Below are 12,185 nucleotides of genomic sequence, written 5' to 3'. Positions count from 1 at the left end.
CCGAGGCTAGGCCTTGGTGGCCTCGCCCGTCTTCTCCTCGATACCGACACGGCTGCGGCGGTAGCCGTAGACGGCGTACACGATGAAGCCGAGCGCCATCCAGATCGCGAACCGCAGCCAGGTCTCCAGCGACAGGTTCAGCATCAGGTAGACGCAGATCACCGCGGCCAGGATCGGCACCACCGGGTTGCCGGGGACGCGGAACGAACGCTGGATGTCCGGCCGCTTCTTGCGCAGCAGCGGGACGGCGATCGAGACCAGGGTGAACGCGGCCAGGGTGCCGATGTTCACCATCTCCTCGAGCTTGCCGATCGGGGTGACGCCCGCGACGATCGCGACCACGACGCCGATCCCGATCGTCAGCCGGTACGGCGTACCGAACTTCGGGTGCGTCTTGCCGAGCTTGGCCGGCACCAGGTGATCGCGGCTCATCGCGAACACCACCCGCGCGGCGCCGATCATCAGCGTCAGCACGACGGTGGTCAGACCCGCGACCGCACCGGCGGAGATCAGCGTCGCGAACCCGGGCCGGCCGACCGAACGGAACGCCTCGGCCAGCGCGGCCTCGCCGTTGATGTCCTTGTAGTTGACCATCCCGGTGATCACGATGCAGACCAGCACGTACAGCACGGTGCAGATCGCCAGCGAGCCGATGATGCCGCGCGGCAGGTCGCGCTGCGGGTTCTTCGCCTCCTCGGCGGTGGTCGCGACCACGTCGAACCCGATGAACGCGAAGAACACCAGCGACGCACCGGACACCAGGCCCATCACGCCGAACGTCGACGGCGTGAAGCCGAACAGGGCCTGGAACAACGGCGTTGTGATGGTCACGTCACCGTTCGCGGCCGGCACGCTGTCGGGGATGAACGGGGTCAGGTTCGAGCCCTTGACGTAGAACAGGCCGGCGATGATCACGAACAGCACGACGAACAGCTTGACCGCGACCAGCACCAGGTTGACCCGCAGCGACTCCTTGATGCCGACCGTGGCCAGGATCGTCAGCACGATGATCAGCAGCATCGCCAGCACGTTCACGTTGCTGTCCGGGCCGATCGAGTCCGGCCAGCCCAGACCGATCTGCTCCAGGAACAGCGCGGCGTACGTCGACCAGCCCTGGGCCACGACGCTTGCCCCGAGCATCAGCTCCAGCAGCAGGTCCCAGCCGATGATCCAGGCGAAGATCTCACCGAGGGAGAAGTACGAGAACGTGTACGCCGATCCCGACACCGGGACGGTCGAGGAGAACTCGGCGTAGCACAGGGCGGCCAGGCCGCAACAGATCGCGGCCAGCACGAACGACAGCGCGATACTCGGCCCGGCGTACGCCTGGGCTGCCCTTCCGGTGAGCGTGAAGATGCCGGCGCCGATGATCACACCGATGCCGAACACGGTCAGGTCCAGGGCGGTGAGGCGTTTCTTGAGCTGGTACTCCGGCTCGTCGGTGTCCGCGATCGACTGCTCGATCGTCTTGGTCCGCAACAGACTCATTACGCCTCCTTGAACTCGGACGGAACATCCCGAGCGTGCCCCTCTGACGCGGTGAGGTCAAACCGCCACTCAGCGTTGGGGCCGGTAGTCCTTGAGGGAGATCCACAGGGTGGCTTCGGTGTACCCGGTGCGGGTCAGGAGTATGCGGTCGCGGCTGGCCTGGTCGGTGCCGTGCCGGGCGAGATCCTCGTACAGGTCCTCGACCGCCTTCAGGCCGATCTCCCGGACCAGGAAGCGCACGGCCAGCCAGCTCACGCCGTACACGTCGGTGTTGCTCTGGTAGAAGCCGAGGTCGGAGGGCAGGGCAACCAGCCCGGGCATCGCCGAGTCGATTACCTCCTGCTCCCACTTGGCGACCTCGCCCGCACCGCTGACCGCCTCGATCCCGCGCCAGGACACGTACTCGGCGGCGCCTTCGGCCAGCCAGAGCGGCTCGTAGCCACCGAGGTCGGCGGTCGCGACGTGGGTGATCTCGTGCGACAGCAGGATCTCGTCGATCCGGTCGCGCTCCTTGGGGTTGACCACGATGTACGCGCCGCCGACCGTGCCGTCCGCGGTGTCCTGACCGGGCAGCGAGGTGAACGTCGAGCCGGCGCTGGCCGCGGACTCGATGTCCTCGTCGGCGAACCGCGCGTCGCGGACCTCGGTGTCGTCCAGCGCCGCGATCAGCACCGACCCGCGCCAGCGCCGCGGCCAGTACGCCGCGACCTGGCCGAGCGCCTCATTGGCCTCGGCAACGATCGCCTTGGCCCGGTCGGTGTCGCCCTTCTCCACGATCGCCAGCACGCGCGGCCCACGCCGGACCTCGATCCGGCCGAGGTCCCACGGCTCGCGGTGCGCGGTCGGGCCGAGCTCGTCGTCGAGGTCGCGGTCGTCGGTGATCACCCAGCGACCGCCGCGGCTGACGAACGTGTAGCCGAGCTCGGTGGTCACCGGGTCGTGGTCGACCTTCGGGATCTGGTACCGCATCAGGATCCGGACCAGGTACGTCGACGAGCCGTGCTCGCGGACCGCGGCCTGGTCGAACCGCTCCTCGGCCTGGCTGAACCCGACCTCGGTGAAACCGATCTCGACCAGGTTCGCGAACAGCGTCCGCTGCTCCTGGCGCAGCTTCGTGTCGCCCGGATCGACGTCGGCCAGGAAGAGCTTCTCGTTGCCGTCCCGGACCGCCCTCGCGCGACGCAGCAGCACGGTGTCGACCGCCATCCGCCGGGCGGCCACCGCGGCCGCGGTCTTGGACGGCGGCTTGTTGCTCTGGTTCGGCGGGGAGGTCGGGCCGACACTCACCTTGGGCCGGCTGCGGGCGGCGTCCTCGCGCTGCTCGACGGCGTACGCGACACCGCCGCAGGTCATCACGACCACCACCAGCAGACCCAGCCAACGGCGGGGCCTGGGGGGCGGTGCCTGAGCGCCCGGCCGGGCAGCGTCAGGGGGTGACACACTCACGTCGGGTCGATTCCTCCGGTCCGCCCGTCCAGCGACAGCCCGGCTACCCTACTCGGTCCTGCTGAATCCACCACCGACACGCCGGGTATACAACTTTGCCCCTGGAATCCCCGGGATTCCCCTGTCGCTCGCCCGTGCCGGCCGTAACCGGTTCCGCCTGGTGGATCAGGCGGCGGCCGCGGTCTTCAGCGCCTGGAAGAGGCCGGCCTCGGTCATGTTCAGGTGCTCGAGCATGATCCGGTCGCGCTCGGCCTGGGTCTGCCCGAGGGCGGCCATCTCCTGGTAGAGCGTGACCAGTTCGGTGCCGCCGTACCGCTCGATCAGCAGGTCGACGGCCAGCCAGGACAGCGGGTACGACTTCAGCGAGTCCTGGAAGAACGTCGCGTCGGCGGGGAGCGCCTTCGCCTTGGCCAGGTACTTGGTCCGGACGGTCTGCCGGTACGTGCCGATCGCGAGGTCGCGGGCGCCGTCCATCGGCAGGAACTCGACCCAGGTCGCCGCACCTTCGACCAGCCAGCGCGGCGCGAACGTCCCGTACGGCGCGGTGGCGACGTGCGTGAACTCGTGCGCCAGCGTCCGGGCGTCGACCTTGCTCCGGTTGCGCGGGTTGATCACGACGTACGAATCGGTCCGCTCCCCCACGCCGCTGACCTCGCCGGGCAGCGAACGGTAGACCCAGGTCGCCATCGCGAGCGCGTCCTCGGCGTTCTTCGGCAGCGTGTAGTCGGCGCCGCGGACCATCTTGTCGTCGAGCGCGATCACCACGCCGGACCCGGTCCAGCCGCCGGGCCAGCTCTTGCTGACCGCCTTCACCGCGCTGCCTGCCTTGGTGAGCAGGCCGGCGGCCAGCTTGGTCTGACTCGGTTCCACGACGACGAGGACGCGGGGTGCTCGTTTGACCAGGACCTCGCCGATGTCCCAGGCCTCCTGGTGCGAGCCGCGCGGGAGGCGTTTGTCGAGGTCGGAGTCGGAGACCAGCGTCCACTTCTTGTCGGGGCGCTGGACGAACGTGTAGCCGAGCATGGTCCGCGCGGGGACCGGATCGATGCCGCGGATCTGGTACGTCATCGCGACGGCGACGACGAAGGTGCTCGGGCCGTACTTGTCGGTGAGCGCCTGGTCGTACTGCTCCTGGAGGCGCTCGTACTTCAAGCTGGCGAAGCCGAAGCGGCGCAGGTTGTCGAAGAGCGTGCGCTGGCGGGCGCGCAGCGACTTGTTGACCGGGTCGACGGCGGCGAGGAACTGGTCGGGCTTGTTGAGCTTCACCGCTTCGGCGCGCGCGGTCAGTACGGCGTCGACGCCGGACGCGCGGGCGGCGCGATCGACCTCGGGGGTCTTGGGCGCCGCGGCGACGGGCGGCGTCGTACCTTCGGTCCCGGACTTGTGGAGAGCCAGCCCGCCGGCCACGGCCGCCGCGACGAGCACGAGCGCGATGAGGACCGGCCCGACGCCGCGCCGCCTCGGGGCCGCCGCGTGGCGACCCCTGGGCTGCTGCTCACGCGGCGGTTCGGGCGCTCGGGGCTGCTCCTGAGCCTGCTCCTGGGGGAACCAGGGCGCAGGCTCGGGATCAGGACCCGGCGGACCGGCCGCGGGCGGTGTCGGGCTCACTGGTGATCGCGTCCCCCTGGTGCCGCGTGATCATCTCGATCACTTCGCGGGCCAGCTCCTGACCGGTCAGGCCGATCTCCTGCAGGATCGCCGGCCGCTTGGCGTGGTCGAGGAACCGCTGCGGGATCCCGAAGTCCCGGACCGGCGTACTGACGTCGGCGTCCCGGATCGCCTGCGCGATCGCCGCACCGCAGCCGCCGACGCGGCCGTTGTCCTCGATCGTGACGACGAACTTGTGCTTGCCGGCCAGCTCGACCAGCTCCGGCGCGACCGGCTTCACCCAGCGCGGGTCGACCACGGTCACCCCGAAGCCCTGCGCACCGAGCCGCTCGGCGACGTCCACCGCGGTCGCGGCCATCGCGCCGATCCCGACCACCAGCACGTCCGTGCCGGTACGGACCAGGACGTCCGTCGTACCGATCCGGTCGATCGCCTCGATGTCAGGGAACACCTCGCCCTTGGCGTACCGCAGGACGGTCGGCGCGTCGTCCACGTCGATCGCCTCGTTCAGCAGCTCGGCGACCCGCTTGCCGTCGCGCGGCGCGGCCAGGCGCAGACCCGGCACGAGCTGCAGCAGCGACATGTCCCACATGCCGTTGTGGCTCGCGCCGTCGTCACCGGTGACACCGGCGCGGTCCAGCACGAAGGTCACTCCACACTTGTGCAGCGCGACGTCCATCAGCAGCTGGTCGAACGCCCGGTTCAGGAACGTGGCGTACAGCCCGACGACCGGGTGCAGCCCACCCATCGCGAGCCCGGCGGCGCTCGTCACCGCGTGCTGCTCGGCGATGCCGACGTCGAAGATGCGGTCCGGGAACTCCTGCCCGAACGCGGCGAGGCCGGTCGGGTGCAGCATCGCCGCGGTGATCGCGACGACGTCCGGACGCCGGTGGCCGATCTCGACCAGTTCCTCGGCGAACACGTCGGTCCAGCCGCGCGGCTTGTGGGCCGGGCGGACCTGGTGGAAGTTGTCCTCCTCGTCCTGCTCGGCAGCGGCGTACCCGAAGCCCTTCTGGGTCACCGCGTGCACCAGGACCGGCCCGCCGAAGGCCTTCGCCTTGGCCAGCGCGTCCTCCATCGCCACCCGGTCGTGGCCGTCCACCGGGCCGACGTACTTCAGGCCGAGGTCTTCGAACATGCCCTGCGGGGCGAGCATGTCCTTCAGACCCTTCTTCACCCCGTGCAGCACCTCGTACATCGGCGGTCCGACGTACGGCGTGCGCCCGAGGTTGGTCTTCACCAGGTCGAGGATCTTCTCGTACCGCGGGTTGGTGCGCAGGCTCGTCAGGTGCGTGGCCAGGCCACCGACGGTCGGGCTGTACGAACGCCCGTTGTCGTTCACGATCACGACCAGCTTGAGGTCGTCGCAGGCGGCGATGTTGTTCAGCGCCTCCCAGGCCATGCCGCCGGTCAGGCCGCCGTCACCGATCAGCGCGACGACGTGCCGGTCCTCCTTGCGGAGGCGGTACGCCTTGGCCAGCCCGTCGGCGTACGACAAGGACGTCGAGGCGTGGCTGTTCTCGACGACGTCGTGCTCGGACTCGGCCTGGCTCGGGTACCCCGACAGGCCGCCCTGCTGGCGCAGGGTGTCGAACTTCGGCGCCCGGCCGGTGAGCAGTTTGTGCACGTAGGTCTGGTGGCCGGTGTCGTAGACCAGCCGGTCGCGCGGCGACTCGAAGACCCGGTGCATCGCCAGGGTGATCTCCACCATGCCGAGGTTCGGGCCCAGGTGTCCGCCGGTCCGCGACACCGTCTCGACGAGCACGTCGCGAATCTCCGCGGCCAGGTCCGTCAGCTGCTGATCGGTCAGGTCCTCGAGGTCCGCCGGCCCTCCGACCGTGTCCAGCAAGCGCATCCAGCCCCTCCGCAGGTTGTCTCGGTTGGTCGAGTCTATGCACCCCGGTCCTCGATGCCGAACGCGGCAAGGCCTTCCGGAGCAATCTCACAGTACGGGACGCTCCGGACGGTCGAGCAGTTCACCGGTGGCATCCATCTCACCTAGAGTAACCGGCATGGAGATGGTGCGGACCCTGTTCCGCAAGTACGACGGCCGCCCCCACCGCCTGATGGAGTCCCTCCACCTCGGCGAGGACGACCACGGCCTCTGGGTCGGCTCCCGCCCCGGCGACCGCGCCCAGCGCGCCGACGGCACCTGGATCAACGTCGACCACACCCGCGTGCGCCTGTTCCCGCGCGGCCAGTGGTGGAGCGCGCTGTTCAACGCGGCGCCCCACCCGACCGAGATCTACTGCGACATCACCATGCCGGCCGAGTTCGGCGTCGAGACGGTCACCGCCGTCGACCTCGACCTCGACATCCGCCGCCTGCGCGACGGCACGGTGAAGGTGATGGACGAGGACGAGTTCGCCGCCCACCAGGTCCACTACGGCTACCCACCCCAGGTGGTCGCCACGGCCCAGGCCACCTGCGCCTGGGTCGTGTCCAACATCACCACCGCTGAGCCGTTCCTGACGGTCTACAAGACCTACCTGGACCGCGTCCGCGAACTGACGGACTAAGGCCTGGACCGCGTGCACGAGCTCGCGGACCAGGCCTTCTGACAGCTAGGCGCCGCAGCCCTCGGTGTCCGGGTAGTCCGCGCAGAGCCGGAAGTTGGCCGCGAGGCCGACATACACGCGCAGGTCGTCGATCCGGCCGTCGAACGCCTGGCCGGACGTCTTGCCCGTGCCGACCACCGTGCTGCCGGCCCGCGGCGGGGTCGCCGGGTAGGACACGATCGAGCCGTCGGACGGGCGGTTGTCGACGGTCAGCTCGACCTCACCGGTGCCGCTGCCGTCGTACGAGCCCGCCAGCAGGTGCCAGCCGGCCAAGGAGTCGCGGTCCACGGTCGCCACGGCCACCGTCTCGGTCGCCGAACCGGCGTCGCCACGGATGAAGCGCCACTGGCTGCTGAACGTGTCCACCGGCCGGTACTCGAGCCGCCAGGTGTCCTTGCCGGCGGTCCCCTGCCGGGCGATCACCATCGGCTTGGACAGGTCGTCGAGCTTCACCCGCGCCGCGACCGTGAAGCTCGCGCTGCCGTCCACGGTGGAGGCGTTCAGCGACAGCGACTCCTGCGACCGCCCGGTGAGCTCCAGGACACGCCCGAGCTCCGGGTCGTCGACGAAAGCGCCCGCCGGCTTGGCGAAACCGGTCAACGTGAGGTCGGCACCACGGACCTGCTCCGGCGTCCGCGAGACGCCGTTCGTGCGAACGGCGTTGTCCAGCGGCCAGTACGCCGCCAGCCCGGCGGTGATCCGGTTGTTCCCGCCGGTCCCGACCCGCGGGTCGACCAGCGGCGGGATCTCCTCGGCGACCAGCGCGCGCTGCCAGACGGCGAGGCGGTCGATGGAGCCGGCGAACGCGCCGGTCGGCGTACCGGCGGACTTGCCGCGGCCGATGGTCAGCGGACCGGCGGCCTGCCAGCCGGCGACGGAGTGAGCGGCCTGCTGGAGCCGACCGTTGACGAACAGCTGGAGCTGGCCGGTGGCGGCGTCGTACGTGCCGAGCAGGTGCGTCCAGGCGCCGTTGACCGGAGCCTCCTTCGACGACACCTTGGAGACCGTCGGGATGTTGACGTCGGCGGACGTGCGGGTGAAGGTCCAGCGCTTCGTGCCCGCGTCGTACCCGAGGCCGGCGGCCGTGCTCTTCGTGCCGGTGACCGCGGCGACGACACCGGTCTTGGCGGCGTTCGTCGGGCGGGCCCAGGCCGAGATACTGAAGCTCTTCGCCGTGTCGATCACCGGCGCGGTCGCCTGGGCGACGCCGTTGACGCCGTCCAGGGCGAGCGAACCGTCGATGCGACCCTTGGCGTCGAACGCCGCTCCCCCGCTGAGCGTCAGCGGATGGGTCAGCCCGGGACCGTCAGCGGCCGTCGTACCGGTGCCGTCGTCGAACCCCCAGGACCCGACGGCGGCGGGACGCGGCCCGACGTTGAACAGGAAGCGCGCGGTGGTGCTGAGCTGTCCGATCGCGTTGATGCTCTGGGCCTCGAGCGTGGTCCAGCCCCCACGCGGCGGGGCCATCGTCACCGACACGGTGGTCCCGTCGACGTCGACGGCGCCCTGGCCCGAGAAGCCGTACCGCAGCTTCACCACGTCGCTCGACGTCGCGGCGACGGTGACCTCGACAGTCTCCCCCAGCGCCACGATCTCGGGACAGACCGTCTGCTCGAGGCAGTTCGCGACCGGGACGCCGTGGTAGGTCACCGAGATCGCCGGCGGCGTCGGTGGGACCGGCGGGTCGTCGGCCGCGGCGGTCAGACCGCTCAGGCCGCCGATGCCCAGCGCTAGCGCGACCACGACGGCTCCCCGCCGTACGCGTCCTGTGAACGGACTCCACCCCTGCATGCGGACCTCCAGGAATCAGCGCCCCGGGAGCCGGGGACGCATCATCTTGGAGGTATCACCGCAGCGCCGTCTACGGGTGTTGCAGCTTGTTGCAGGTCAGCGGCCGAGGACCTTGTACTTGGCCTCGGCGGTGCCCTTCTGGGGCTCCCACCAATTGGTGTTGGCCTTGTACCAGTCGATGGTCGCGGACAGGCCGGCGTCGAAGTCGGCGTAGCGCGGGACCCAGCCGAGCTCGGTGCGGATCTTGGTGGAGTCGTTGGAGTAGCGCAGGTCGTGGCCCGGGCGGTCGTTGACGTGCACGAACGCGTCGGCCGGCTCGCCCATCAGGGTGAGGATCTTCTCGATGATCTGCTTGTTGCTGCGCTCGTCGCCGGAGCCGATCAGGTACGTCTCGCCGAGGCGGCCGTCGGTGATGATCCGGTGCACCGCGTCGTTGTGGTCCTCGACGTGGGTCCACTCGCGGACGTTCTCGCCGGCGCCGTACAGCTTGGGCTTGTCGCCGATCAGGACGTTGGTGATCTGCCGCGGGATCAGCTTCTCGACGTGCTGGTACGGGCCGTAGTTGTTCGCGCAGTTCGACAGCGTGGCGGCGACGCCGTACGAGCGGGCCCAGGCGCGGACGAGCATGTCCGAGCTGGCCTTGCTGGCCGAGTACGGGCTGGAGGGGTCGTACGCCGTGGTCTCGGTGAACTGGTCGACCGAGTCCAGCGGGAGGTCGCCGAAGACCTCGTCGGTGGAGATGTGGTGCATCCGCTTGTCGTGCTTGCGGACCGCCTCGAGCAGCGTGAACGTGCCGATGATGTTCGACTTGATGAACGGCGACGGGTCGTTCAGCGAGTTGTCGACGTGCGACTCGGCCGCGAAGTGCACCAGGACGTCGGTCTCGCCGACGAGCTTGTCGACCAGCTCGGCGTCGCAGATGTCGCCGTGCACGAAGGTCACCTGCTCGGCGACCGGGTCCAGGTTGCTCTGGCTGCCGGCGTACGTGAGCGCGTCGAGCACCGTCAGCTCGACGTCGGGGTACCGCCGTGCTGTGTCGTGCACGAAGTTCGAGCCGATGAACCCGGCGCCGCCGGTGATGAGCATCCGTCGCATCGGCACAGGATAGCGAGGCCGGAGGTGACCGGCGGCGCCGGTACGGTGACGCCATGCGCAAGGTGCGGGTTGTGTATCGCAAGTACGACGGAAAGCTCCACTGGCACCAGTGGATGACCCATCTCGGAGAAGACCAGTACGGCGTGTGGTTGGGTGCGCCGGCCGGTGCGATCGCCCAGCGCGGCGAGGAGCCGGCGATCACCATGGAGGCAGCCTGCGTGATGCTGTTCCCGCGGGAGAAGTGGTTCACGGCCAGCTTCAACGACGTACCGCAGAAGACCGAGATCTACTGCGACATCACCACGCCGGTGACGTTCGGCGAGGACGAGTTCACGATGGTGGACCTCGACCTGGACGTGGTGAAGCGGCGTGACGGCAGCTTCTACGTCGACGACGAGGACGAGTTCGCCGAGCACCAGGTGAAGTACGACTACCCGCCCGACGTGATCCGGGCGGCGCAGGCGTCGTGCGACTGGCTGTCGGGCGCGGTGATGACCGAGGAGCCGTTCCTGGCGGCGTACAAGGCGTACCTGGACCAGGTTCGCTAGAAGTCAGGCGGCCGGGCCGTCCACGACTGGAACCGCCCCGTCCCAGTCCGGCCAGCCCGGCAGCGATCCAAGAGTCCACTAACTGAGGGTCACCCGCAAGCTTTTGCAGGCTCACTCACGAAACTTTCAGTAACTGCGGTGCAGACTGAGCGCCGCGCGGTCGAGTCTCACCGCGTTCGGCAGTCGTCCGTCCTGCCCGGCGAACATGTCTGCGGCCGGCGCGACGGTGAGGTAGAGCGACTTCCCGGCCGGTACGTCGACGGCGATCCCGGGCAGCTCGACGGTCCGGCGGACGTTCCGGACGACGCGAGGTTCCCGCAGCGGCATCGTGTTGTTCTGCACGATCTTCGCGTCGAGCGGCGACGTGCCCACGCTCAGTGCGAAGTACGCCGCGGCGTCGGGCCGCAGCGTGGTCACCTTCGCGTCGAGCCGCGGCACACCGGTGACGGTGATCGGGCCCTTGGCCAGCTCGACCGTGACCGGCAGCCCGGCGTTCGCACTGCTGGTGACGCTGCCGACGGTGAACCGCTGGTTCGGCCTGAGGTCGCGCTCGGTCGCGCAGCGGCCGTCGGCGGTCGCCAGGTGGTAGCGCCCGAAACCGGTCAGCCCACTGCCGCGGTGCTTGAGGTTGAGGTCGAGGAACCGCTGCGCGAGCGCGCCGAAGTTCGGGCTGCCGAGCGCGATCGAGCACGGGTCGCCGGGCGTCGCGTAGCCCGGCGGGACGACGCTCGGCAACGTGTGGCCGCCGTTGTAGCCGACCAGCATCGACCGGGCCCGCGCCCGCGGCGTGAGCGCCCGGTCGAAGTTCTGCAGCCCCTGGTTGAGGTTGAACAGGTTGTCCGACAGTCCCTGCCCGATCAGCACCGGTACGTCGAGCTTCCGGCCGTGCCGCACGTGCCAGGCCGGACCGTTCTTCGCGAAGAAGGCGTCCAGGTCGCGACCGGCCTGTCCGGCCGGCCAGGCGCCGGTGGTGATCAGCGCGACGAACGCCGCCTGGACCGCGGGTGGCAGGTTCTGCCCGCCTCCGGCGTACAGGATCGTCAGCCACATCGTCCGCGCCGACTCGTCCGGAGCCAGGCTCTGCTTGAGGTCCCACCAGGTGATCTCGGGGATCAGCGCGTCGAACCGGGTGCGGCCCTTGTCGCGCAGCTCGGTGAACGCACCGGCGAACTGGTAGCCACCACCGTACGAGCCGCCGATCGCACCGATCAGCGGATCGCCCGGCCGTTGCCTGGTCACCCAGTCCAGCCCGGCGACGAAGTCGACCAGCCGGATCACGTCGCGGCCCTCGAGATCGGGGTTCATCACGTGCGCGACGCCGGTGCTCTCCCCGAAGCTGCGCTGGTCGAAGCTCAGCACGCCGTACCCGGCCTGCAGGTACGACGCGAACGCGGCGGCGTCCTTGGTCCGGCTGCCGCCCCACCCGTGGCTGTGGAAGACCAGTGGCACGGTACGGCGTGCGGACGCGCCGGCCGGTTTGAACAGCGAGTAGCAGATCCGGACCGGCGTCGTGCTGCCCGGCTCCGGCACGCTCGCCACGCAGCCGTTGGTGGTGACCGGATCGGTCGCAGCGGCCGCGGCCGAGGCCGGCAGCCCGACCGCCAGCAGGGCAAGCACGGTGCCGAGGCCAAGAGTCTTCAGACGGCGCACG

Annotated in this window: 9 protein-coding genes; 2 read left to right on the top strand and 7 right to left on the bottom strand. The window is 69.8% G+C overall.

Going from position 1 to position 12,185, the window contains the following annotated elements:
- Positions 1-6 precede the first annotated feature (6 nt).
- The 4 genes from ACYVIO_RS24630 to dxs all read right to left on the bottom strand — a co-directional run bounded on the left by ACYVIO_RS24630 (position 7) and on the right by dxs (position 6,397).
- Positions 7-1,488 carry an APC family permease gene (locus ACYVIO_RS24630; protein WP_460653226.1) on the bottom strand — a complete coding sequence of 494 codons (1,482 nt, stop codon included), beginning with the start codon at positions 1,486-1,488 and terminating at the stop codon, positions 7-9.
- A 69-nt stretch (positions 1,489-1,557) separates the two neighbouring features.
- Positions 1,558-2,853: a hypothetical protein gene (locus ACYVIO_RS24625; protein ID WP_460653225.1), complete on the bottom strand. Its 1,296-nt coding sequence runs from the start codon at positions 2,851-2,853 to the stop codon at positions 1,558-1,560.
- A gap of 246 nt (positions 2,854-3,099) precedes the next feature.
- Positions 3,100-4,542 carry a hypothetical protein gene (locus ACYVIO_RS24620; RefSeq protein ID WP_460653224.1) on the bottom strand — a complete coding sequence of 481 codons (1,443 nt, stop codon included), beginning with the start codon at positions 4,540-4,542 and terminating at the stop codon, positions 3,100-3,102.
- Positions 4,502-6,397 (bottom strand): 1-deoxy-D-xylulose-5-phosphate synthase, encoded by a 1,896-nt coding sequence (gene dxs, locus ACYVIO_RS24615; RefSeq protein WP_460653223.1) that lies wholly within the window; start codon positions 6,395-6,397, stop codon positions 4,502-4,504. Before dxs ends, ACYVIO_RS24620 begins: the two co-directional genes overlap by 41 nt.
- A gap of 157 nt (positions 6,398-6,554) precedes the next feature.
- Between dxs and ACYVIO_RS24610 the strand changes: the two genes are divergently transcribed.
- Complete coding sequence (locus tag ACYVIO_RS24610; RefSeq protein WP_460653222.1) at positions 6,555-7,061, top strand: DUF402 domain-containing protein; 507 nt, start codon at positions 6,555-6,557, stop codon at positions 7,059-7,061.
- A 45-nt stretch (positions 7,062-7,106) separates the two neighbouring features.
- Here ACYVIO_RS24610 and ACYVIO_RS24605 read toward each other — a convergent pair whose 3' ends face one another.
- Both ACYVIO_RS24605 and rfbB read right to left on the bottom strand, forming a co-directional pair.
- Positions 7,107-8,843: a LamG domain-containing protein gene (locus tag ACYVIO_RS24605; RefSeq protein WP_460653221.1), complete on the bottom strand. Its 1,737-nt coding sequence runs from the start codon at positions 8,841-8,843 to the stop codon at positions 7,107-7,109.
- 144 nt (positions 8,844-8,987) lie between these two features.
- Entirely contained in the window at positions 8,988-9,986 is a 999-nt protein-coding gene (rfbB, locus tag ACYVIO_RS24600) for a dTDP-glucose 4,6-dehydratase (RefSeq protein WP_460653220.1), read from the bottom strand.
- A gap of 53 nt (positions 9,987-10,039) precedes the next feature.
- Between rfbB and ACYVIO_RS24595 the strand changes: the two genes are divergently transcribed.
- Positions 10,040-10,534, top strand: coding sequence for a DUF402 domain-containing protein (locus ACYVIO_RS24595; protein WP_460653219.1), 495 nt, complete (start codon positions 10,040-10,042; stop codon positions 10,532-10,534).
- A 126-nt stretch (positions 10,535-10,660) separates the two neighbouring features.
- Here the strand turns inward: ACYVIO_RS24595 and ACYVIO_RS24590 are convergent, their stop codons facing one another.
- Positions 10,661-12,184: a CocE/NonD family hydrolase gene (locus ACYVIO_RS24590; RefSeq protein WP_460653218.1), complete on the bottom strand. Its 1,524-nt coding sequence runs from the start codon at positions 12,182-12,184 to the stop codon at positions 10,661-10,663.
- Between the last annotated feature and the right edge of the window lies 1 nt (position 12,185).

Source organism: Kribbella endophytica, assembly GCF_054781295.1.
Note: the sequence above shows the minus strand (reverse complement) of the source record. Positions and strands in the feature narration are given on the sequence as shown.

Coding starts and splice junctions, on each gene's coding strand:
- ACYVIO_RS24630 (WP_460653226.1), bottom strand. CDS start 1,488: ATGAGTCTGTTGCGGACCAAGACGATCGAGCAGTCGATCGCGGACACC.
- dxs (WP_460653223.1), bottom strand. CDS start 6,397: ATGCGCTTGCTGGACACGGTCGGAGGGCCGGCGGACCTCGAGGACCTG.
- ACYVIO_RS24610 (WP_460653222.1), top strand. CDS start 6,555: ATGGAGATGGTGCGGACCCTGTTCCGCAAGTACGACGGCCGCCCCCAC.
- rfbB (WP_460653220.1), bottom strand. CDS start 9,986: ATGCGACGGATGCTCATCACCGGCGGCGCCGGGTTCATCGGCTCGAAC.
- ACYVIO_RS24595 (WP_460653219.1), top strand. CDS start 10,040: ATGCGCAAGGTGCGGGTTGTGTATCGCAAGTACGACGGAAAGCTCCAC.